A 22,605-nucleotide genomic window follows, 5' to 3' on the forward strand; every position below is an offset into this window, starting at 1 on the left:
TTTGCAAACGCATACATTTTTGAAAAATATAGGGAGCATTATGAACAGAGTTTCCTACAACTCACTCTTGTTTAGAGCTGAGCCAGATCATCCACGATGTGAATCATCCCGACTCAGCTTTATGTAATCATTAGAATTTACGTTTACCGATATTTTTCGCAATTTGAGATAAAGTTTTTCTCGCTTGGTTGGAGGGAAGTCCTTCAAGCTCCGCAAACGCTTTTTTTAGATAAAGATTGCTAATCTCTGCAGCTTTTTCAATCGCCCCTGAAGCTTTTATCGCCTTGATAATGATATCCATTTCTTCATTTGAAATCGTTTCATGGACTGTTTCAATTAATGTTCTAAGTTTTGGATCTTCCCTTGCAATTAGTACAGGTAAAGTAATATTCCCTTGCCGAAGATCTCCACCTGCTGGCTTGCCTAATTCTTCTTCAGAGCTCGTAAAATCTAGAATATCATCCGTGATTTGATAAGACATCCCAACATAATACCCGAACTTATAAAGCTTCTGACACACTTCTTTGTCACTACCCGAAACAATCGCACCTAATTGACAACTTGAAGCGATTAACAAAGCTGTCTTTCGTTTAATTCGTCTGAAATAAGTTCGCCAATTTTGTTCAAAATTGAACTTATCTTTAATTTGTTCAATTTCCCCTAAACACAATTCAACCATTGTCTTAGCAAGGATTTGATGGGCAGATGGATTATTTATGTGAGACATGACTTCAAGTGCACGCGCAAAAATGTAGTCGCCTGTATACATGGCGACACGATTATCCCATTTTGATTTTATTGTGGCTGCACCTCTTCGTAGATCAGCATCATCTACAACATCATCATGGACAAGAGATGCTGTATGAATAAGCTCAAGAGCTACGGCTACATGTTTAATAACATGAATATCATAATTGCCAAATTTAGAAGCCAATAATACAAAGACTGGGCGAATGCGTTTCCCTCCGGATTGAAGTAAGTGCAGCGATGCTTGTCTAAGTACAGGAGATTCTGCCTGGATAGCAGCTTCCAATTCTTTCTCAATTAATTGAAGATCCGTATTCAAAAAAGAATACAACATTTTAAATTTCATACATTCCACCCAGTTTTGTAGTCACTAACCCTTTCTATTGTTCAAGCTTGTAGCCGAAATGAGTGGCAGCTACTCCACCAGTATGTGCTTTATAGCTTACATTAGCGAAACCAGCCTGACTAAACATTCTTTCAAGCTCCTTCATTCCTGGAAAATCACGGGCCGAGTCTTGTAGCCAAGAATATTCTTTAAAGCTTTTTGCAAACACTTTTCCAAACATCGGCATAATAAAACGAAAATATAAATTAAAACCTTGTTTGAATCCAAACATTGTCGGATGTGATGTTTCTAGACAAACTGCCATTCCACCTGGTTTCAACACACGATACATTTCTCTAAGTACTTGCATATAGTCAGGAACATTACGAAGGCCAAAGCCGATTGTGACATAGTCAAAGGTATTGTCTTCAAAAGGTAATTCCATGGCATTCCCATGAAGAAGAGTGATTTGCTTTACATTCTTTACTTTTTCTTCACCGATTTTTAACATGTTTTTGCTAAAATCGAGGCCTGTTACTTCCCCTTCGCTACCCGTCTTTTCTGCCAAGGCTATGGTCCAGTCTGCGGTGCCGCAACAGACATCCAGTGCCTTAGAGCCTGGTTTTACATTCATATGATCCATCGTCACTTTACGCCATTTAATATGTTGTTTAAAACTAATGACAGAGTTCATCTTGTCATAGTTCCCATAAATTTTTTCAAAAACATGGTGAACTTTTTGTTCTTTAGATTGTTCCATGTTCACCCTTCTTCCACAAATGTATTAGTATGGGCAGCTGTTACTTCCAAAATGTGATGAATTCTCTCGTTGACCCATTTATTTCGGGGAGCAAACTTCAGGATTATATGTTCTACAGACCTATGAGCTTGTAAAATATGCTGATCAATGACTACTTGTATCCGATTTGATTCCCCTTCATGAAAGGTATGCCGATCGATGTTTCGAGCGTCTATTGAATCAATGGCTGCAATTACGATGGATTCGCCATTCTTTAGATAGCTCAACTTTTCTGAATGAAGCCTTTTTAACAAAAGTAACGCACCTGACATTTCTTTCCAAAATGGCATATTTAAATAATCGGCCACTTTACCAATTAAAGAAGATTCAATTACTTGCGTACTCCTAATTACTTCAACTTCATTGTTGATAGTTTTTTGATAAAGCATGATTTTATGTTCATTTATATCTTTAATTGCATTCGATAAAACGCTAATCAATTCGATATTATTTGAATTAGCTAATAACTGGTAATAGAGACCGCTATAATAGTCACCTGCAAGCACAGTTAATTGTCGATCCTTAAGCAAACGGCCACTTTTGCTCTTCTCATTGTCATGGGTATTTGTTACTAATTCATGTGTATCTAAAGCACTCTGAACAAGTAAGGTAGCCAAAATATACGTATTTCGTTCTTGTATTGGGATATCCAGTTCATTAAACATTCCCCAAAGCAAGAGTACTTTATCAAAATCTATATTGGGCTTATCAAGATACTTAAGTAAGTATGGATGATAAGCTTTTGATTCGGTTGATTCTTTCAGTTCAATCAAAAGATCGTCTATGTTTAACAATTGAGATCACCCTTGTATCCCGTAAGATAATATTGACACTCTATACCTTCTTTAAATCGGTTTAGAAGCACATATTATTATAACATAAAAATAATAGGAAATATCCTTGTATGCTTTATTTTTGTAACAATACTTGTAGAGGTTGTTCATAACATAATAGCAACATTTGATTTAAAACTTCTTTTCAAATATGGATACAGGCTGGTTTCGTTTATCCTTTTTTCGATTCGCTCTCAATTTCGCCGTATGGGGTATAAATCTTAGCATTGCCTCTGATCTTTATCGCAGAAGTATGCTCAGTAAACTGCGCAATCATAACCTCTCCTGCATCGAGCTTTTCAGAATGGTGAAATTTCGTATCTGACCCTCTCGTTAACCCAATGACATTAACGCTATCTCCCATTGCTTTTATCACAAGATAATCTTTAAAAGTTTTCTCATCCATCCCATTCCCTCCCCAATCCTATCAATTTTTAATAAACGATAAAACTTCTGCTCTTGTACTGTGATTTTCAGCAAAAACACCTCTTACTGCAGATGTGACTGTTTTGGCCCCGGGTTTCTTCACACCACGCATCGTCATACACATATGCTCCGCCTCCAAAACAACCATTACACCGTGAGGGTCCAGTTTCTCCATGATTGATGTCGCAATCGTAGACGTAATTCGTTCTTGAAGCTGAGGACGTTTTGAAATGGCTTCAACCGCTCGGGCAAGTTTACTTAAACCCGTAACTTTTCCGTTCCTCGGAATATATGCAACATGTGCCATACCGTAAAAGGGGACAAGATGATGCTCACATACTGAATAAAATGGGATATCTTTCACTAATACAAGCTCTTCATGATCTTCTCCAAATACTGTTTCGAAATACTCTTTTGGATCCTGATTTAACCCTGAAAATATTTCTTCGTACATTCTTGCCACTCGTTTCGGTGTATCCAACAATCCTTCACGCTCTGGATCTTCACCAACGGCTTCTAAAATCATCCGTACAGCTTCTTCAATTTTTGCATGGTTCACATTTGTCATTTCTTTACCTCCTCAGATGTAGTAAAAATCAATCTATGTAAGTCATTATTTCTAATAATAACATTTGTAAAAAGATTGGCTTAAGATAAGCATAACGTCCTCAATTGTATCATATTCGTAAAAAGATAGGCAAAAGAGGATGTCCCGAAAGGTCCTGATCCAGAACTCACCATACAGTTAATAGTGTTAGTTACACTTCATTTAAACTGTATAGTAGTTGCAGGGTCTGACCCTTTACTTATGGGACATCCTCTTTTCTTATGCTCAAATACCGTTATGTAATTACTTAACAGCGTCTTTAAGAGCTTTACCAGGTTTGAAAGCTGGTACTTTGCTTGCTGCGATTTCGATTTCTTCGCCGGTTTGCGGGTTGCGCCCTTTACGAGCAGCTCGCTCACGAACTTCAAAGTTACCGAATCCGATTAGTTGTACTTTATCTCCACTTTTCAAAGCGTCTAAGATTGTATCAAAAACAGCATCAACAGCTTTCGTAGCGTCTTTCTTAGAAAGCTCACCTGTTTCAGCAACTGCGTTAATTAATTCCGTTTTGTTCATGCCATTCACCTCCTCCCAAAAGGATCTTTATAAAAAATCATTATTACAAACTATAATAGTGATTTGTTACCTAGTTGAAAAATTCACAGCTTCGATCTTCTTCTTAAAGAGGTTGTTCAAAAAGTCCGGTAAAAAAGCTTACGAATTGCTTCAAAGCTCATGAATGACCTTCTGTTAAAATCGCGCACGTCCTGTGCACAACACAGAAGTCAACACATCCTGTGCAAGTCCAGTCCTCACGTATTACTTTATACGCTCTGGTCCTCTCGAGATGCGCTCCTCGAACTTCTCGGCTCTTTTTATCCTCTTTTTTGAACACGTACATAAAAATACCTCAAGGAATTCCGGATGGATTTGCAAGCTCACCGGAACGTTTTAGAAAAGGTCCCTAAACCTGCAAGAATGGCTTTACAATGCGTTTTCTTAATGTAGATTATCACAATTCCTATTCAGATAGCAAGGAATTTCATAAAATAATGGGAATCTTTTCATGAGAAAATGCATATAATATAAATTTGACCTCATACCATTCATCATTACCCTTATTTACACATTATAAACACTGGATGTGTTGCAAGAGTAAGGCCTGCTTTAGAACTAACTTTTCATACTCTACTCCATCCTCAATAAATATGCAAATATTAGGTATAAAAACGAATATGTCATTTATCAAGGGGTAAAAAGTACAATCTTCCTGCATACGAAGATGTGAACGAACGTATTCAGGCGTTTTCAAATTCCAAAAAGGCCATTCTCTAGGAATGACCTTTTCCATTTTATAAAATAATCGCAATGAGACCTCCAGAGCCTTCATTGATGATTCGCTCTAATGTTTCCTTCAGTTTATACCTTGCATTTTCAGGCATTAGCGAGAGTTTGGCTTGTATTCCTTCTCGGACAATTGAACTTAGGTTCCTACCGAATATTTCCGATTTCCAGATTGACATCGGGTTGTCCTCGAAATCCTGCATTAAATAGCGGACCAGTTCTTCACTTTGCTTTTCTGTGCCGATGATTGGCGCAAATTCGGATTCCACATCCACTTTTATCATATGGATTGATGGGGCTACTGCCTTTAGACGTACGCCGAATCGGGACCCTTGACGGATAATTTCCGGCTCATCTATGCTCATATCGTGTAATGATGGTGCAGCCACCCCGTACCCCGTTTGCTTCACCATTTTTAATGCATCAGACACTTGATCATATTCAGCTTTGGCATGAGCAAAATCTTGCATCAGCGCGAGTAGATGATCTTTCCCACGGATTTCAACACCTACAATTTCTTTCAGAATATCATCATATAATGCATCAGGCGCGTATAAATCAATTTCTGCTACCCCCTGACCCATTTCGATTCCAGCAAGACTTGCGCGATCAATAAATTCGAAATCATTAAAGTGACCGACGACACGATCCACATCTCTGAGCCTTTTAATATCTTTGACCGTCTCTCTTACGGCATCTTGATAACTCTCTCTTAGCCAATGGTTTTCTTTTAAAACCATTACCCAGCTAGGTAGATTCACATTTACCTCAAGCACTGGAAATTCATATAACGCTTCACGTAGAACGCTTAGTACATCAGATTCTCTCATTCCTTCTACACTCATCGTCAATACAGGAATATCATATTTCTCTTGTAGATTTTCCCTTAAAACCGCAGTATCAGGATGATGTGGCTGTACAGAATTTATGATCATGATAAAAGGTTTGCCTACTTCTTTCAACTCTTCAATCACTCGTTCTTCTGCTTCAACATAATCACTGCGTGGAATTTCTCCAATGGAACCATCGGTTGTAACGACCACACCTAGAGTGGAATGGTCTTGAATGACTTTTCTCGTACCAATTTCTGCCGCTTCATGGAACGGTATCGGTTCTTCGTACCAAGGTGTGTGAATCATTCGGGGACCATTTTCATCTTCATACCCTTTTGCCCCTGGTACGGTATAGCCGACACAATCGACTAGCCGGATATTCACATCAAGACCTTCTGCAACATGAATGGAAGCAGCTTGATTCGGAACAAATTTCGGCTCTGTCGTCATAATCGTTTTTCCCGCTGCGCTTTGAGGAAGTTCATCCTGCGCCCGTGCCCGATCTGATTCAGTTCCGATATTCGGGATAACCACAAGCTCCATGAACTTCTTAATAAATGTAGACTTTCCTGTCCTTACTGCACCGACGACACCTAAATAAATGTCTCCGCCAGTACGTTCAGCAATATCTTTAAAAATGTTTACCTTTTCCAAGGTATCCCCTCCTGAATTGAAGTCATTGGGATAAACTTCATCCGTTTTTATTTCTAGGACAATATAAATGTATGATGTTGTCCTAAAAGAATATACCTGTTTTTTTTACTCTATAAGGGCAGGCATTTATGTTTGTGGATAATAGAGGAAAATAAAATAACCCTTCCCCTACAATATATTTTGTAGGGGAAGGGTTATGACTATTTTGTTAAGAAAATTGGAACCTTTGATTTAGCGTCATACGTGTATGGTAATGAAAATGCTGGGACAAACTCGCTATTTTTCACTAGGAGATTACGAATATCTTCTCCAGGCTTGTAATTTTCTGCATCAGTTTGTAAGACGTCGTATAAATCAGGCGTATAATCGACAAACAGCTCACCATTTGTATCAATAACAATTTGAAGCGGTTTCTGACTATATGGGCTTGTCACTGTAGGCGCTTCCTTCATGCCTAACTTCTCATAATTCAATGCATACACATAGTCCGAAATCCTCTCTCCAAATGGCGGGTATCCATTACTTTGACGATAAAGGGTTATCCTTATCATCAAATCTTGAATTTGTTGAGCCATACGAACGTCGATCAATTTCACAGTTGGATCATCTTCAACATCGACTAGTACGTATTGAAACACGCCTCCTGCCTCGTAGGAGTTTCCTGGCGCTTCAGCCATATATCTTGGCGCTATTTTCCTAAAGTCAATCACGTATTTCTGATAAATAGGCGTATCATTCTCTTTCGTTAAAATCGGCAAAACAGCTTGGTCACTTTGAAATTGATCTACTGCGCTTTGCACAGACTGAATTTGCTCTTTATAAGGTGTCTGATTCTCCACTTTTTTTTCAACTGGATATAAACAACCTGATAATAGGAGGGGAATTGTGCAAATACTTAAGAACCTTTTTATCGATTTCATGTCGGTACCCTCTTTAATTCGTCGGCCCGCTGACAACTACTACAAAAATAATCAGACCGGCCAAAATCATTAGTATGTATGCAATTATTGCGGTTAATGTACGCCAAATTCCTTTTAATTTATAACGACTAAAATAAATCGAAAAAATGGAGATTGCCATAAATCCCATGGCAACAAACGAAATCCACATTTTCTGTAGTGCTGGTGTCATTAAAATCCTCTCCTTTTTCCGAATCATTATATCATATGAATTTCCAGTAATGGGAGAGAATTATCGATTCCTGTAGAAATATTTGAAAAAGGATCAGGTCCTCAGGCAAAGCTGACCTTCAAATTGTTATAAATAATTTGGTTATGTTATTTAGCGATGGTGACTTTTGACTCATTTTAGCTCTAGGTCTATTTGTTTTATTAACATATTAGTTAACATAGTCCATTATAAAAAAGACAGAAGATAAAGAAGTCCTTTATCTTCTGCCATTTGACTAAATCCACCTAAAACCAAGGCATGTTGCTAGTTTACTGTCGTAGCATTGTATGCAGATGTGCATAGACTCGAACCATCTATCGCCTATTTTAAGATAAATATTTATCCCTCATTAACGAGTAGTAACCTATAAAGGCTTAAAAGAATCACAAAAGCTCAGGCGGAGGGGTCCCCACTGATTGAAGTTTCACATTATGTTACAGCTTTTGTTTTTCTCCCCAAGCATTAAACAAATCTTCAATTTCGTTTCTTTTCACTCGCGTCATCAATGAATCGACCGAATCCTTCACGTTCTGTTCATTGAACAAAACACCATATAAGGCATTCGTAATCGGCATATCAACTCCGACCTTTTGAGCAAGTTGATAGGCGGCTTTCGTTGTTCGTACACCCTCTACAACCATGCCCATATTCGCAAGTACTTCTTCAAGGTTAATTCCTTTGCCAAGCATATTACCTGCACGCCAATTTCTGGAATGAATACTAGTACAAGTAACAATTAAATCACCAATTCCAGTGATTCCGGAAAATGTCAGTGGATTTGCTCCCATCGCGGTCCCTAATCTAGATATTTCAGCAAGCCCTCGTGTGATCAACGCTGCTTTTGCATTGTCGCCATATCCTAACCCATTCGTGATACCAGCGGCCAAAGCGATGATATTTTTCAGCGCACCACCAATTTCAACCCCCACGATGTCTGGATTTGTATAGACACGAAAGTTTTGATTCATAAATAAATCCTGGATGTTCTCAGCAGCTTTCATGTTTTTTGATGAAACCGTTACGATCGTTGGCTGACGCAAACTGACTTCCTCAGCATGACTTGGCCCTGATAAAACAACGACTGATTGAAGCTTCGATGCCGGAACCTCTTCTTCAATCATTTCCGATATGCGCAAAAGTGAATCAGGCTCGATACCCTTGGATACATGAACAATAGTCATAGGTCGGCTTACTAATGGAACAATATCCTTCAGCACGTCTCTGATAGCCTTTGTTGGTATCGCCATGATCATCATCTCAATACCTTCCACGGCATGTTCAAGTGAATGGTATCCAACAATATTTGTAGGTAATTCGATATTAGGCAAATACTTTGAGTTTGTGTGCTGTGTATTAATTTCCGTGATTTGCGCTTCATTATGGCCCCATAGACGGACTTGGTGCTGATTGTCGGCTAAAACCATGGCAAGAGCTGTTCCCCAGCTTCCAGCGCCAATCACTGCAATTTTCTGTTTAATTTCTGACATACTTACACCGCCTCCGTTATTTTCTTTGGCGACCGAACATCCTGATCGGACTTCCTTCGAAGCCAAAGGCGTCTCGAATTCGATTTTCTAAAAATCTTTGATATGAAAAATGAAGAAGTTCTGGATCATTCACAAAAACAATGAACGTTGGCGGTTTAATGGCAACTTGAGTTGTATAATACACTTTCAAACGAGTACCATTATGTGTTGGTGTTGGATTCATAGCAATCGCATCCATTAGCACCTCATTCAAGGTATTTGTTTGAACTCTTAATGCGTGACTTTCACTGACTTGATCAATGATTGGCATGACCGTATGAATCCGTTTTTTCGTCAATGCAGATAAATAAACGATTGGTGCATAGTCCATGAATAAAAAGTGCGCCCGGATACTTTCTTCGAATTCCTTCATGGTCTTTTCATTTTTTTCAATCGCATCCCATTTATTGACAACGATGATTATACCACGGCCCGCTTCATGAGCATATCCAGCGATTTTCTTATCCTGCTCACGAATTCCTTCTTCCGCGTTTAAGACGACAAGAACAACATCAGAACGTTCAATCGCTCGTAAAGCTCTTAGTACACTATATTTCTCGGTACTTTCATATACTTTCCCTTTTTTCCGCATGCCTGCCGTATCAATGATGACATATTCTTTGCCATCAAATTTATAAGGGGAGTCAATTGCATCTCTTGTTGTTCCTTCAATATCGCTGACAATCACTCGGTCCTCACCTAATAGGGCGTTTACAAGTGATGATTTTCCGACATTTGGACGTCCAATCAAACTGAACTTAATGACACCTTCATCATAATCACTGCCATCGAATTGCGGGAAATGCTTAGCAACTTCATCAAGCAAATCACCAAGTCCTAGACCGTGTGATCCAGAGATCGGATAGGGTTCCCCAAAACCAAGTGAGTAAAAATCATAAATTTGACTTCTCATTTCAGGATTGTCCACTTTGTTCACAGCTAAAACGACTGGTTTTTTTGATTTATAAAGGATTTTCGCTACTTCCTCATCTGCAGAAGTAACTCCTTCACGTCCATTTGTCATAAAAATAATGACATCTGCTTCATCAATAGCAATTTCAGCTTGTTGACGAATTTGTTCGAGGAATGGCTCATCTCCGATATCAATTCCACCTGTATCAATAATATTAAAATCATATGTCAGCCATTCTCCTGAACTATATATTCTATCTCTCGTAACACCAGGAACATCTTCTACAATCGAAACTCTCTCTCCGACAATTCGATTGAAGATGGTTGATTTCCCAACGTTCGGGCGGCCAACTATGGCAACTACCGGTTTTGGCATGTTGTTTGTCATCCTCTCTTTTAACATGTATCGCTTCCATCATTACATTCATGAATGCATTCCATTTATCCCGCATTAACGGGCAGTGAGACCCACTGATCGAAGTTTCACTTTACCGTATTAAACCCTGACTTTTTTAGATAATCAAATATATTTTAATGAAAAGAGTCCACAAACTTTCATAAAATATTGACAGGTTCCTTAAAGAAGACAACCTTCTTAGCATACGCTCTAATTGTTCTTCATTCGTTATCTGCAAAGCTTTCAGCAGCCTTCACTAACTATCATATAGTATCAAATTTTTCAACAATCAACAATATAGAAAAACTATAACCATAGCTCAACTATAATAATCTATACAATTGAATCCGTTTTAGCAAGCCAAATAGATGCTCAGAAATGGCGAAGTTTCTTTTTCAGAGGAAACTAAGCACCGGAGCTAATCAGTGAATTGTGTAGGACAAACACTAATTGAAATCCTAGTTTTATAAGAAGTCCGACGCTTAAGTATGTCAGTTAAATACGCTTCTTTGCAATTTATCCGTCATTTCCCTGAGCATCTCGAACAACCGCTATAATTGTTTTTGTCCTGTATGAAATTTACTTTGCATATAGTTCATTGCAAAAACACTTAACCATTCAAGACCTGACCAAAAAAGACTTGCACTGACTGAAATGGTCATCATATCAAGCAATATGTAAGATACAGCGGTATAAGAAAGTGAATTGTGTACCATCGTAACCATATAAATCCCATCACCTAAAATCATGCCGACAAGAATGCTACTTATTCGCTGTTTCCAGCTTTTATATAAAAATAATGTTAAAAAATGAAGCAAAAGCGCAGCTAACCATGTAGGATTGACAAAGACCCAAAGCGGATCGAGCAGTGCAAATAACTGAAAAGAAGCATAGCCTAATGCAATTATCAGACAAGAAAGCATGAAATAGGCCAACTGATACACTGAAAGTCTACGATGATAGATGAGAACGACAAATAATAAATAAATTCCAGCGAACCCAATTGAGTACCTTCCGATATGAAGAATATATCCGGCAATTCCCATTACGGCTAATAGGTGAACTAATAATGGAAAACGAAAGACCTGTGTCTTTGAAAAAAAGAACATGACAACGACCCACGCAATCCAAGTAATCCAATAAAAAAGTAACCCTTCCATCTTCAACACTCCCCTTAATAACGCATGTTCAAAAGGAGGATAAAAAGAGCCGAGAAGTTCGAGGAGTGCATCTCGAGAGGACCCAAACGTATACAGTAATACGTGAGGACCGGACTTGCACAGGATGTGCTGGCTTCTGTGTTGCGCACAGGACGTGCGTGGTTTTAACAGAAGGTCAACAATGAGCGACGAAGCAATTCGACAGCTATTTTTACCGGACTTTTTGAACAACCTCTTATAAAACAGTATGTCTGCTTTAATCAGAGGTTAAACCTTGGCATCACTTGTTTTTCATAATTCATACGGATTCTGTGAATAAATAAAGGGACCTTTAGTTAGGTTAAAAGAAGGAGGTGTTAATAATGGGAAAAGATCGACAAGAGAAAAAATTAAAGATGAGCCACAGCGTGGAGTCAGACCGTGATCAGTCTCTTAAATATTCTGGTGCAACGAAGATGGAAGGACCTGAAGAGGCGAGAAGAAGAAATAAACAGTAAAATATAATTAGAAGTTACTTTTTTGTAAAATAACGAATCTTTTCTAAAAAAATGAGTCAGACCTCACACTCTATACACCGTTTATTATATCGTATAAACGAATATAGTAGGTCTGGGGTCTGACTCATTCATAATATGACAGGCTTATCATTATTTTAATTTTTTAAATGCATCGCCAAGAATTTCACCTAATTGAAACCCTTTTGACTCTTCAGGCAATTCATATTCCCCATAAGGTGAAGAGTCTTGCTCCTGCAAATCTTTAACGCTTAAGGACAAACGTTGATCCTCTTCATTCACCTCAAGCACCTTCACCGTAACAGGTTGACCTTCCTGCAAAACTTCGTGAGGCGTGCCAATGTGCTTATGCGAGATTTGCGAAATATGCACGAGACCCTCTACTCCAGGGAAAATTTCAACAAACGCTCCAAATGAAACGAGACGCTTAACTGTCCCTTCCAGCACCGATCCTTTTGCAGCTTTTTTTGCAATACCTTCCCAAGGTCCAGGTAGTGTTTCTTTAATGGATAAAGAGATTCTTTCATTATCACGATCAACGGAAAGAACTTTCACTTTTACTTGATCACCTTCTGAGACGATATCAGCTGCTTTTTCAACATGATCATGAGAAAGCTGTGAGATATGAACAAGACCGTCTACACCGCCGATATCTACGAATGCTCCGAAATCTGTCAGTCTTTGAACGATTCCTTCAATCACTTGTCCGCTTTCGATTTTATCAAGAATATTTGATTTGTGTTTTTTCTTTTCATCTTGAACGACCGCTCGATGTGATAGAATTAAACGATTTTTCTCTTTGTCAAGCTCAACGATTTTAAATGTTAATGATTTGTTTTTATAATCTGAGAAATCTTCTACAAAATAGTCTTCAACTAGAGAAGCAGGAACAAATCCTCTTACTCCCAAATCAACGACAAGACCGCCTTTCACGACGTCCCGAACTTCCGCTTCAAATACTTCCTGAGTCTCGAACATTCGTTCAAGTTGATCCCAAGCCTTTAAAGCATCTATTTTTCTTTTTGATAGAATAAGAGCTTCTTCCTCTACCTTGATTACTTCAAGTTCAAGTATATCGCCTTGTGCTACTGCGTCAGATGCTTTTTCGATGTGTAAGCTTGATAATTCACTTATGGGGATAATGCCATCGGCTTTCACGTTTTCCACAGCTACAATGACTTGTTTTTCCTCTACCTTGGAAACCGTTGCATTCACCTTGTCTCCCACTACATAATTGTTTACTTCAATTTGGTTCATGTCTTCTGTCATTACGAACTCCTCCTTAACCCATGACTGCACTGCAGAATTTCTATTCCAGGCTTTTTCCTGATCTAAGAATATGTTAGCTTGCCTGTCTAAGAGTGAATAAAGATTTTATATTAATTCATAATTCGGAATTAATCCCCTATTTATATAAACTCTAATAAAAACGATAAATTGTCAAGCAAGATGAATTATTTATGCTCATTAATCAAAGTTTGAATTTCATTCATGATAGCCTTCGTTGCGACATCTGCTGAAACTTTCTCTTCGCGCAATCTTTCAAAATCCATCGGTTTTCCAAAGACAATTTTTACAGGTCTAAACATTTTATATGGACCAATAATTGCACATGGGAGGACTGTTGCTTTTGATCGGAGAGCGAAAAATCCTGCTCCCGCTAATCCCTCACCTAATTGACCATCCTTACTTCGTGTTCCTTCTGGGAAAAGCCCTAATACTTGCCCATCTTTAAGTATCGCTAGTCCTTTTCGCAGCGCTTCCCTGTCACTCAATCCACGTTTTACTGGAAATGCATGAACTTTAGGTAATACGCCCTTCAAAATAGGAATCTGAAACAATTCTTCTTTAGCCATAAAGTGAATGTCTCTTTTCGTTGCAATTCCAACCATTGGCGGATCTAGGTTGTTAATATGGTTGGTACAGATTAGGACGCCACCCCCTCCCGGGATATTTTCCTTTCCTATCACTTTAGCCCTATAGAATGGCAATAGAACAATTTTTACAACGTTTTTTGCAAATGTGTAAAAATTCAAATTCATCTTATCCTTTCTTCTATGAGCGAAATAATTTTCTTTGCTACCTGTTCGATCGACATCGAGGTAGTATCTAGTTCTAAGGCATCTTTCGCCTTTCTTAATGGTGATACTTCCCGTTCCGAGTCCAGCTTATCACGTAAAGCAATCTCTTCTTTTAATTTCTCTATATCTGCTGAAAATCCTTTTTGTGAATTTTCCTGATATCTACGGTGTGCGCGTTCTTCTACTGAAGCAATTAAGAACACTTTTACTTCCGCATCTGGAAGGACATGTGTGCCGATATCCCGTCCATCCATGACAACACCGCCGCCTTTTGCTAGCTGTTGCTGTCTTGTGACCATTTCTTCTCGAATCGAACGATGCTTAGATACTTCAGATACAGCAGCTGTCACTTCGTTATTCCTTATTTGTGCTGTGACATTTTCACCATCAAGAAACACAAGTTGTCCATGTTCACTTGGCATTAATTCGATTTCCGTTTGTGTCAGCAAAGAAAAAAGTTCTTGCTCTTCTGTCGGATTGATTCGTTCACTAAAAGCTTTATATGTTAATGCACGGTACATTGCACCTGTATCCACATAAATGTACTTAAAATTTTCTGCCACTATTTTTGCCACGGTACTCTTCCCCGCTGCTGCAGGTCCATCGATGGCAACAGATATTTTTTTTATCATAAATCCTCCTAAAATCCTATCTAACGCTGTAATATCTTTTCCTCTTTATTTTATCACATTCACTTAAGGAAACAGAAATACTTTTGCCTAACAAATAAGATTTCACCTCCTTAGGTAACATACTATTAAGAGGTTGTTCTAACGTTTTTAGCTCATTCATGTATAATAGCGGTGCCATACGAAAAAAATTAAATGAGCTTTTTAAACCTCTAAGAGGATGTTCAAAAAGTCCGGTAAAAAAGCTCGCGAATTGCATCAAATCTCTGTCTCTCTGGTCCTCGCGTATTGTTGTATACGTGCAGGTCTCTCGAGATACGCTTCTCGAACTTCTCGGCTCTTTTTAAACACGCACTCTAAGGTTACTTCAACAAAAAAAAGCGAAAAAATCCGCTTTCTTTTAGTCTTGCAAATCATCAAACGTTTCAATGACTTTCGTATAATTATTGCTATTGACCCCTTCATACCGAGCAAGTTTTTTAAATTGAACAAACGTTTCTTCACGATTCAAAAAAAGCTGAAAGGCAAGCAAGAAAATCAATTGAATCCAAATCAATTTAATAATAAATCGTTCTACTGTTTTCAAAATTGTTCAAATCCTCCATCCGCGATCAAGCCTTTCTAACAGTATGGAGTAATGATATGTTATTCATTCAATTTCTTTACGAAATAATGATATATAATACTTGTTAACTAAACTATATGTTTAGCATAAGTAGTCTAACATTTTTTAGATAATTCCCCGCTTCTTTAACTCCAGCTGTTTTTCAAAAATAAAACGCATGAATAATTTAATATCGGTATCCGTTGCATCAATAAATTGAATCGAAAGGATATTTTTTCCTTTTTGTTCATCGTTTAAGCGAGTGATTCTTCCCTTCATGCTTAGATAATGAATTTCTCCTGACTTCAAGGGCAAAACGAGCCATAATTTTACGTTGGTAGCTTCTTTTATATCCACATTTTTCGGTAGCCTTATCGCTACTCCACCGGCGCTTATATCTTCCGTAATGGTTTTAAAAGGTGAAAATTCATTTTTTTGTGGATGGATAGCTGCATCCACTGAGACCTCCAGTCTTACATATTGTCGTCTCTGAATTCGAATGAAAGTATTCTCCGGAGGTAATAATAATTGAATCATTGGAATTCTTACTCTAATCCTACCTAGCACCTCAGATTCAAAAATATGAACAGCTTGATCTGAATCAGTAATTGTAATCTCCAATTGCATACCATCTGGCAAAAAAGCAATCTTCCCAGTCTCAACATTCACCGGATAATCAATAAATAAACCACCATTCTCTAGCTCTACTACCATTGCTTTATACACTTCTTCAGTCGTAGAAAACCTTGGCTTTATTAATATAGCGTCCCCGATATTAATCATCATTTCACACTTCCCTATAATAACTTGTTCAACACGAGGCTTTCTTTCTCCAAATTTGACAGTAGAAATGAATGCTTCATGTTTTTTTGAACATCGGCTTTTCTATCTCTATTTCCATTATTATTACATGAAAACAAAAAAAGGAAAAGCACATACGTACTCTTCCTTTTTTTATATGAATAATATGCTACAAAAACAATCTATGTGTTTGTATGAACCAAAATGTGAGGGAGACCCCTCTATCGTATACGAGTTATTTAGATCATTCTCCATACAAAATATCACGTCTTAATGCTACATTCGTTTCTTACAATAGATTTTCATAAACCGGCTCAGAATTTTTCAATTTTTCCACTTTTTCTTCTCTGCCCGAATTAGCATTGATAAAAATCCGATACGTATCTTGATTAATGGTTCCTAAAAATTCATAACAAAGGACTTCTTGATCAAGATCATTGACTATTAACGCTTTTCTTTCCTCCATAATAGTTACTTTCTGATTGATTTTTGTTTTTGCTTCTTCAACAGATAGTGTGGCTTTGGGAATATCACGTTTTTTATGTGATTGAAAGAAGTCATCAGCTGAAAAGCCGAGCACCGATCCATCATCAAGTGCAATCTTAATTTTCACTGAATCAGGATAGATTCTTATACCATCTTGTAAAGTAACGAAATTAAATAATCCGATATGATCATATTGAGCACTTTCAAACAAATCCAGTGATTCAAAATCATTTTCTTTTAGGAATTGAACCGCTTTTTGACTCGCTTTATTTAAATCCAATTTACTGCTCTGAATATCACGATTGTTAATATACCAGACTGGATATCCGCCTTTTTTAGTTATATCCATATCTACTTCGGTATTGGTACCTGTTTCCAGGAGACTTATACTATAGAATCCATATTTCGCACCTTTTCCATTTTCTTCAACCTTCACCTCGATCGGCTCTTTCATTTTTGCATATTTTTCCGCTTTTTGAACCGCCTCTTTTTTGGAAATAATCTCACCGTTTAAGTTTTGATAGTTTTTATTTTCTTGCTTACTACTCGTATAAGTGGGATCTCCTGTTTGGGATTCAGAGTAACCCGACACTGTTTTTTCAACCGTTTCGAAACCATCAATAATCGTGTTGTCCGTATTCTCTTTCCCTGACGCTAAAGCCATTTCAACGTCCATCCAACGAAGATTATTCTTAATAACAAGATGTTGGACCTTTCTTAGTTCCTTTTGAATTTCTCCAGCTTGGCCGTAAAGTGTTTCAAGTCTAGTGTACTCCTTATCATTAAGCGGTTCTTTTTCCAAATCTCTAACAGCAGTTCGATAGCTAAAATCACCGATATCTGACAAGAACTCTTCTGTTTTATTAAACGGAAGTAATGTCAATGGAAGTTGACCTACATCATTTTGTGCTTCAGATGTGATTCTCCAAACATCTGTAAGGGCAGGACTAAGAGATGTCCGTGAATTCATTGCTAATGTATTACCAATCTTATCTTGCAAAATATCTACCTGATACGATAAATCATGAAATGCACGTTGATACGTATTTTCAGCATTAATCAAGATTGCGTTTTTTTCCTTATGTTCTTGATAGCCCCAAAATCCAGTACCTGCTACAGCTAATACTAATACACCAATCACTACGTTTCTAATCAATTCGTTTCACCTCTCAATGACAGAAAATATGTTTGCCGATTTGTTTAATTTGGGGTCTTGTCCAAATCCATTTACTTGTTGCTGTTTGTGGGTTAAAGTAATACTCAGCATTTCCACTTGGGTCCCAACCATTGATTGCGTCAATAACTGCTTCTTTTGCTCTTTCATTGGGAGTCAGCCAGATTTGGCCATCCGCTACAGCCGTAAACGCTCCAGGCTCAAAAATAACCCCAGATATCGTATTTGGAAACGAAGGACTATCCAGACGATTTAAGATTACAGCAGCAACTGCAACCTGCCCTATATAAGGTTCACCTCTAGATTCACCGTACACTGCATTCGCTAATAATTGAATATCATTCTGTGAATACCCGGCTGGAAGATTCGAAGCAGTATTCGTTTTTTGATTGCTTTTGGTAGCTTGTTTCGTACTAGTATTCGTTTTCCCCGCCGCGTTCGTATTCTTCTTATTTGTATTCGGCTTAATTTGCTTTTCAATATCTACGCCACCATAATACGTAAACTCGTTGCCTTTTTGAATTTGTTCATGGACAAATTTCGCATTAAAATTCGATGCATCTGCAAGCTTTTTTTTCGTTGTAAAGCCAGCTAAACCATCAATAGGTAGCCCAAAGCTTTGTTGAAAATTTCGCAAAGCCCAATACGTTCCCCACCCATATACCCCGTCGATTTTCCCATGATAATAGCCGATATTTTGCAAACGAGCTTGAAGCTCAATGACATCGTCTCCGACCGCACCTTTTTGGATAACTTGGCTCGTAAAGGCCGAAGCATCATAGTCAGAAAATGCTAAGCAACAAACAGCTAAAACTGTCGCTATTGCACCTTTCCATTTTGACGAAATTCCTTTCATCAACTACACACCCTCTTTTTCTTATGATGTAATGTATACCTATTTTCTTCTTAAGGGCCGTTTTTATTCCAAGATAAGTAGAAAAAACCTTAATAGCAAAAAGAGGAAAACCAATTGGTCTCCCTCTTTACTCTCTTTTAAATGATTTGAGCTGAAAAATCGATATTAGGATTGCCTATTAAAGGTTGTTCAAAAAGTTCGGTAAAAATAGCTTTCGAATTTCTCGGCTCTTTTTATCCTCCTTTTGAACACGCACTATTATTTAAAAACTTGTTGAATCATGAAATTCAGATAGACGTCGTGCAGTTTTTACTTTTTTCAAAGCTAACCACCAAAGAAAAATCATAAATGGCAAAATCAAATAAACCCAAAACCGATCTATTAAGAGAATGAAGTCATACAATCCATGAAGAAACACCGATATTCCTAGAGATAAGAACAAGAATAGTTTTTTATGTGTCTTGGAGAATTTGGCTTTACCTAAATAGTACCCCATGATTACACCGAATAATGCATGACTAGACACAGGAAGTATCGCTCTTCCTAATGCATGTTCAACTCCATTCGCAATTAAATATAAAATATTCTCCATCGTCGCAAACCCTAGTGAAACAGAAACACCATAAACAATTCCATCGTACGGTTCATCAAATACAGCGAACGGATAAATAATGTACAGAAGAAAAAACCACTTCATGAATTCCTCCAGCAGTGAAGCTTTTAGAAATGCTTCGCCAAATTGGGATGTGAAGACATTTTCCGTTTGCATCACATATTGGAGAAACATAATTGGAAGCACTAGAGAAACGCCATATAAAAACGTCTTAAACACAGCAGAAACCGGTTCAGAGTCATATTGATCTTTCAAATAAAAGTAACTCAGCAATGCTAAACCAGGTGCAATGCCTGCAGTTAAAATGACCAGCATGGCTGACCCCTTTTCTTATCTTTTATTTAATCGTATCATGGAATGAGGAAAAAGAAAATGACAGCTTAATTTCTGTAATTGGCTTTTTTAATGAACCTGGAGGTGACGAATTATGAAAAAAAATGTGTTAATTATTCATACAGGTGGGACGATCTCTATGATGGAGGATTCGGCTGGCGCTGTAAAATTAGCCAATGAAAACCCAATTAAAATAACGTCTGAGACGATTCACGATATGGCAAATTTAATCATCAAAGAGCCTTTTAACTTGCCTTCGCCACATATCACTGCTACAGAAATGCTTTCGATTAAGAAGCTAATAGAGGAATCAATCCAAGATGCGCCAATCGACGGAGTTGTGATCACCCACGGTACAGACACTCTTGAAGAAACAGCCTATTTTCTTGACTTGACGATACAGACGAGTATCCCTATCGTTGTCACAGGTGCTATGCGCTCAAGCAATGAAATCGGCTCTGATGGATTATACAATTTCATTTCATCCATTAAGGTTGCAATCTGTGATCAAGCGGTTGGAAAAGGCGTCCTCATCGTCTTAAATGATGAAATTCATACAGCCGCCAACGCTACTAAAACGCATACTAGCAATGTTTCCACTTTTCAAAGTCCACAATACGGTCCAATAGGGATTGTGACAAAGCGTACTGTTTTTTTTCATCATCATCCTGAGCATCAAGAAAATTATCCGATGGAAACCGTTTCAAAACGAGTAACCTTGCTTAAAGCACACGCTGGAATGGACTCTGCCTTATTTTATGCATTAAAGGAGATGAATATTGATGGTTTAGTCATTGAAGCTCTAGGCCAAGGCAATATGCCTCCCGAAACGCTGAAAGGGATCGAGGCCCTATTAGCGGCAAATATTCCTGTTGTGATCGTCTCTCGCTGCTTTAATGGAATCGTACAAGATGTGTATGGATATAACGGAGGTGGGAAGCAGTTGAAAGATATGGGGATCATTTTCTCAAACGGTCTCAACGGTCAGAAAGCACGGATCAAATTATTGATTGCCCTACATAACACAGAATCTCAAATAGAAATCCAGCGAATGTTTTCTCTGTAAATTTAAATGGATGACTCGTCTCAAAGTAAAATAACCATAGATTAAAACAATAATTTGGCAAACCAAAGGGATAAAAGTGCAAAAGGAATTTGTAAAATAAAACCTAAACATAGAAACCACATAAATTTTTTCATCGTTATTAATTTCTCTTTGAACAAGTATTTAAGAGTAAAAAAAGAATATGGATAGATGACAAGTATCGATGTAATGATACCTGGAACATAGTCTTTTATACTAATGAATTGAATGACGTGACTTACACCGTTGGCTAAAAAGAGACCTGGTACTAAAAATGAAAAGAAAGTAAGTGGCTCCATTCCTAAGAATACTTCCTTCTTTAAAGCTTGATAGCATCCAATTACTGATATGATCCATAATAGTAAAAGGGCAAATGTAAACTGCCTTGTTGTTAGACTGAAAGAAATCGTATCGGAATGATTAATAAGGAATGTCTCTACAGTCAAATTTCTTCCAAATCGTGAATGAAATAAAAGAGCGGAAATAGCCAAATTAATCGATTGAATTTCGCGAAATTTACTACTTGAGACTTTATATAAATCACCCCTAATGAATCTAGAATATATTTACGTATGTATGGTATATCTAAATAAAGTGCTCAATCGAATTTTGGTTTAGCACTCTATTTAGATTGGCATATGCGAATTAGAGAATTTTAGAAGCAATATGTGCAGCAATCATTCCACCATGGAAACGACCATTTTCAATAAAGATTTCATTTGCATTATTTCCAGCAGCAATAACCCCAGCAATGTATATTCCAGATACATTCGTTTCCATTGTTTCATGGTTAAATATTGGTCTGCCATTTTCTTCTTGAATGTGAATCCCCATTCTTTCTAAAAAGGAATAATCCGGATGATAGCCTGTCATAGCAAACACATAATCGCTTTTAATTGCTTCGACACGCTCAGCCGTATGATAGATTACTTGGTTTTCGGTGATTTCATCAATATGGGCACCAAATTCCATTGTGATTGTCCCATTTTTAACTAGTGATTCGAACTCTGGTAATATCCACGGTTTAATGCTTGGAGAATATTCCATACCTCGATAAAGAACGGTAACCCTTGAACCGGCCTTTACGAGCTCCAATGCAGCATCAATACTTGAATTTTTTCCACCAATCACGGTTACATCTTTATCAAAGAATGGGTGACCTTCCTTAAAATAATGCGATACATGCCGAAAATTTTCACCTGGAATATTTAGATAATTCGGGTGGTCATAATACCCAGTTGCGACAATAATGGCTTTCGCAAAATAGGTTGCTTTAGAAGTACTAACGACAAAGGTACCATTCTCTTCTTTTTCAACACTAGTTACATTTTCAAATGATGAAATTCGTAATTGTTTTCTCTTCACTACTTCTCGATAGTAGGCTAGCGCCTGATTCCGGACTGGTTTTCTATTTTCTGTAATAAAAGCAACATCGCCAATCTCAAGTTTTTCACTCGTGCTAAAAAACGTCTGATGAGTGGGGTAGTTATAGATAGAATTCACAATATTACCTTTTTCGATAACAAGTGCCTGAATTCCTTCATTCTCTAAAGCAATGGCTGCAGCGAGGCCACATGGTCCCCCGCCAATAATAATCACTTCTTCTTGAATCATGTTTTACCCTCTTTCTTGTATCAAAGCACAAGTCGTCCTCTTATCGGCTTTTGATCTTGAGCCGATGGCGCATGGTGCCTGTTTGTAGATGCGATTCCTTATATTTCAAGAAACTTTTCAAAAAAAAAATCTCCTTTTCATT

24 protein-coding genes are annotated in these 22,605 nt (G+C 37.7%); 2 read left to right on the forward strand and 22 right to left on the reverse strand.

Annotated features, from left to right (window positions below; genetic code table 11):
* Positions 1–130: 130 nt before the first annotated feature.
* The 12 genes from hepT to AC1MGI_RS17195 form a co-directional block, all read right to left on the reverse strand.
* Positions 131–1,093: a heptaprenyl diphosphate synthase component II gene (gene hepT / locus AC1MGI_RS17140; RefSeq protein ID WP_480346495.1), complete on the reverse strand. Its 963-nt coding sequence runs from the start codon at positions 1,091–1,093 to the stop codon at positions 131–133.
* Between the two features lie 34 nt (positions 1,094–1,127).
* Positions 1,128–1,832: a demethylmenaquinone methyltransferase gene (locus AC1MGI_RS17145; protein ID WP_480346497.1), complete on the reverse strand. Its 705-nt coding sequence runs from the start codon at positions 1,830–1,832 to the stop codon at positions 1,128–1,130.
* 2 nt (positions 1,833–1,834) lie between these two features.
* Positions 1,835–2,665: a heptaprenyl diphosphate synthase component 1 gene (locus AC1MGI_RS17150; protein WP_480346498.1), complete on the reverse strand. Its 831-nt coding sequence runs from the start codon at positions 2,663–2,665 to the stop codon at positions 1,835–1,837.
* A 211-nt stretch (positions 2,666–2,876) separates the two neighbouring features.
* Positions 2,877–3,110 (reverse strand): trp RNA-binding attenuation protein MtrB, encoded by a 234-nt coding sequence (mtrB, locus tag AC1MGI_RS17155; RefSeq protein ID WP_480346500.1) that lies wholly within the window; start codon positions 3,108–3,110, stop codon positions 2,877–2,879.
* Positions 3,111–3,131: 21 nt separating this feature from the next.
* The gene (gene folE, locus AC1MGI_RS17160; protein WP_480346502.1) at positions 3,132–3,698 is read right to left on the reverse strand and encodes a GTP cyclohydrolase I FolE; all 567 of its coding nucleotides are present in this window, start codon (positions 3,696–3,698) and stop codon (positions 3,132–3,134) included.
* A 282-nt stretch (positions 3,699–3,980) separates the two neighbouring features.
* On the reverse strand, positions 3,981–4,253 hold the full coding sequence (locus AC1MGI_RS17165) for an HU family DNA-binding protein (RefSeq protein ID WP_028391560.1): 273 nt from the start codon (positions 4,251–4,253) through the stop codon (positions 3,981–3,983).
* Between the two features lie 776 nt (positions 4,254–5,029).
* The gene (gene spoIVA / locus AC1MGI_RS17170; RefSeq protein WP_480346504.1) at positions 5,030–6,508 is read right to left on the reverse strand and encodes a stage IV sporulation protein A; all 1,479 of its coding nucleotides are present in this window, start codon (positions 6,506–6,508) and stop codon (positions 5,030–5,032) included.
* A 200-nt stretch (positions 6,509–6,708) separates the two neighbouring features.
* A complete protein-coding gene (locus AC1MGI_RS17175; protein ID WP_480346506.1) occupies positions 6,709–7,428 on the reverse strand; it encodes a hypothetical protein in 720 nt (239 codons plus the stop codon).
* 13 nt (positions 7,429–7,441) lie between these two features.
* Entirely contained in the window at positions 7,442–7,639 is a 198-nt protein-coding gene (locus AC1MGI_RS17180; RefSeq protein ID WP_062178588.1) for a DUF2768 domain-containing protein, read from the reverse strand.
* Between the two features lie 473 nt (positions 7,640–8,112).
* Entirely contained in the window at positions 8,113–9,165 is a 1,053-nt protein-coding gene (locus tag AC1MGI_RS17185; RefSeq protein ID WP_480346507.1) for an NAD(P)H-dependent glycerol-3-phosphate dehydrogenase, read from the reverse strand.
* A 16-nt stretch (positions 9,166–9,181) separates the two neighbouring features.
* Entirely contained in the window at positions 9,182–10,492 is a 1,311-nt protein-coding gene (der, locus tag AC1MGI_RS17190; RefSeq protein ID WP_480346509.1) for a ribosome biogenesis GTPase Der, read from the reverse strand.
* A 572-nt stretch (positions 10,493–11,064) separates the two neighbouring features.
* Positions 11,065–11,673, reverse strand: a complete 609-nt coding sequence (locus tag AC1MGI_RS17195) for a YphA family membrane protein (RefSeq protein WP_480346511.1) — start codon at positions 11,671–11,673, stop codon at positions 11,065–11,067.
* A 362-nt stretch (positions 11,674–12,035) separates the two neighbouring features.
* Between AC1MGI_RS17195 and AC1MGI_RS17200 the strand changes: the two genes are divergently transcribed.
* A complete protein-coding gene (locus AC1MGI_RS17200) occupies positions 12,036–12,170 on the forward strand; it encodes a YpzI family protein (RefSeq protein WP_480346513.1) in 135 nt (44 codons plus the stop codon).
* A gap of 150 nt (positions 12,171–12,320) precedes the next feature.
* On the opposite strand, the gene rpsA is transcribed toward AC1MGI_RS17200, so the two are convergent.
* The 8 genes from rpsA to prsW form a co-directional block, all read right to left on the reverse strand.
* Positions 12,321–13,457, reverse strand: a complete 1,137-nt coding sequence (rpsA, locus tag AC1MGI_RS17205) for a 30S ribosomal protein S1 (RefSeq protein WP_480346514.1) — start codon at positions 13,455–13,457, stop codon at positions 12,321–12,323.
* Between the two features lie 185 nt (positions 13,458–13,642).
* Entirely contained in the window at positions 13,643–14,224 is a 582-nt protein-coding gene (locus AC1MGI_RS17210) for a lysophospholipid acyltransferase family protein (protein WP_480349844.1), read from the reverse strand.
* A 2-nt stretch (positions 14,225–14,226) separates the two neighbouring features.
* Positions 14,227–14,901, reverse strand: coding sequence for a (d)CMP kinase (cmk, locus tag AC1MGI_RS17215; protein WP_480346516.1), 675 nt, complete (start codon positions 14,899–14,901; stop codon positions 14,227–14,229).
* Between the two features lie 397 nt (positions 14,902–15,298).
* Positions 15,299–15,484: a YpfB family protein gene (locus AC1MGI_RS17220; RefSeq protein ID WP_480346518.1), complete on the reverse strand. Its 186-nt coding sequence runs from the start codon at positions 15,482–15,484 to the stop codon at positions 15,299–15,301.
* A 144-nt stretch (positions 15,485–15,628) separates the two neighbouring features.
* Positions 15,629–16,288, reverse strand: coding sequence for a flagellar brake protein (locus AC1MGI_RS17225; RefSeq protein ID WP_480346520.1), 660 nt, complete (start codon positions 16,286–16,288; stop codon positions 15,629–15,631).
* Positions 16,289–16,592: 304 nt separating this feature from the next.
* Positions 16,593–17,945, reverse strand: a complete 1,353-nt coding sequence (gene ypeB / locus AC1MGI_RS17230; protein WP_480346521.1) for a germination protein YpeB — start codon at positions 17,943–17,945, stop codon at positions 16,593–16,595.
* 13 nt (positions 17,946–17,958) lie between these two features.
* Positions 17,959–18,819 carry a spore cortex-lytic enzyme gene (gene sleB / locus AC1MGI_RS17235; RefSeq protein WP_480349845.1) on the reverse strand — a complete coding sequence of 287 codons (861 nt, stop codon included), beginning with the start codon at positions 18,817–18,819 and terminating at the stop codon, positions 17,959–17,961.
* 262 nt (positions 18,820–19,081) lie between these two features.
* Entirely contained in the window at positions 19,082–19,747 is a 666-nt protein-coding gene (gene prsW, locus AC1MGI_RS17240) for a glutamic-type intramembrane protease PrsW (protein ID WP_480346523.1), read from the reverse strand.
* Between the two features lie 112 nt (positions 19,748–19,859).
* Between prsW and AC1MGI_RS17245 the strand changes: the two genes are divergently transcribed.
* Positions 19,860–20,831, forward strand: coding sequence for an asparaginase (locus tag AC1MGI_RS17245; protein ID WP_480346525.1), 972 nt, complete (start codon positions 19,860–19,862; stop codon positions 20,829–20,831).
* A gap of 41 nt (positions 20,832–20,872) precedes the next feature.
* Here AC1MGI_RS17245 and AC1MGI_RS17250 read toward each other — a convergent pair whose 3' ends face one another.
* The gene (locus tag AC1MGI_RS17250; protein WP_480346527.1) at positions 20,873–21,295 is read right to left on the reverse strand and encodes an HXXEE domain-containing protein; all 423 of its coding nucleotides are present in this window, start codon (positions 21,293–21,295) and stop codon (positions 20,873–20,875) included.
* Between the two features lie 199 nt (positions 21,296–21,494).
* Positions 21,495–22,463, reverse strand: a complete 969-nt coding sequence (locus tag AC1MGI_RS17255) for a YpdA family putative bacillithiol disulfide reductase (protein WP_480346529.1) — start codon at positions 22,461–22,463, stop codon at positions 21,495–21,497.
* Positions 22,464–22,605: the final 142 nt, after the last annotated feature.

Source organism: Peribacillus sp. BM1 (assembly GCF_056679975.1).

Coding starts and splice junctions, on each gene's coding strand:
- cmk (WP_480346516.1), bottom strand. CDS start 14,901: ATGATAAAAAAAATATCTGTTGCCATCGATGGACCTGCAGCAGCGGGG.
- AC1MGI_RS17145 (WP_480346497.1), bottom strand. CDS start 1,832: ATGGAACAATCTAAAGAACAAAAAGTTCACCATGTTTTTGAAAAAATT.
- prsW (WP_480346523.1), bottom strand. CDS start 19,747: ATGCTGGTCATTTTAACTGCAGGCATTGCACCTGGTTTAGCATTGCTG.
- hepT (WP_480346495.1), bottom strand. CDS start 1,093: ATGAAATTTAAAATGTTGTATTCTTTTTTGAATACGGATCTTCAATTA.
- AC1MGI_RS17165 (WP_028391560.1), bottom strand. CDS start 4,253: ATGAACAAAACGGAATTAATTAACGCAGTTGCTGAAACAGGTGAGCTT.
- AC1MGI_RS17200 (WP_480346513.1), top strand. CDS start 12,036: ATGGGAAAAGATCGACAAGAGAAAAAATTAAAGATGAGCCACAGCGTG.
- mtrB (WP_480346500.1), bottom strand. CDS start 3,110: ATGGATGAGAAAACTTTTAAAGATTATCTTGTGATAAAAGCAATGGGA.
- AC1MGI_RS17185 (WP_480346507.1), bottom strand. CDS start 9,165: ATGTCAGAAATTAAACAGAAAATTGCAGTGATTGGCGCTGGAAGCTGG.
- AC1MGI_RS17255 (WP_480346529.1), bottom strand. CDS start 22,463: ATGATTCAAGAAGAAGTGATTATTATTGGCGGGGGACCATGTGGCCTC.
- AC1MGI_RS17245 (WP_480346525.1), top strand. CDS start 19,860: ATGAAAAAAAATGTGTTAATTATTCATACAGGTGGGACGATCTCTATG.
- AC1MGI_RS17180 (WP_062178588.1), bottom strand. CDS start 7,639: ATGACACCAGCACTACAGAAAATGTGGATTTCGTTTGTTGCCATGGGA.
- AC1MGI_RS17195 (WP_480346511.1), bottom strand. CDS start 11,673: ATGGAAGGGTTACTTTTTTATTGGATTACTTGGATTGCGTGGGTCGTT.
- AC1MGI_RS17225 (WP_480346520.1), bottom strand. CDS start 16,288: ATGATGATTAATATCGGGGACGCTATATTAATAAAGCCAAGGTTTTCT.
- rpsA (WP_480346514.1), bottom strand. CDS start 13,457: ATGACAGAAGACATGAACCAAATTGAAGTAAACAATTATGTAGTGGGA.
- folE (WP_480346502.1), bottom strand. CDS start 3,698: ATGACAAATGTGAACCATGCAAAAATTGAAGAAGCTGTACGGATGATT.
- AC1MGI_RS17175 (WP_480346506.1), bottom strand. CDS start 7,428: ATGAAATCGATAAAAAGGTTCTTAAGTATTTGCACAATTCCCCTCCTA.
- der (WP_480346509.1), bottom strand. CDS start 10,492: ATGCCAAAACCGGTAGTTGCCATAGTTGGCCGCCCGAACGTTGGGAAA.
- sleB (WP_480349845.1), bottom strand. CDS start 18,819: ATGAAAGGAATTTCGTCAAAATGGAAAGGTGCAATAGCGACAGTTTTA.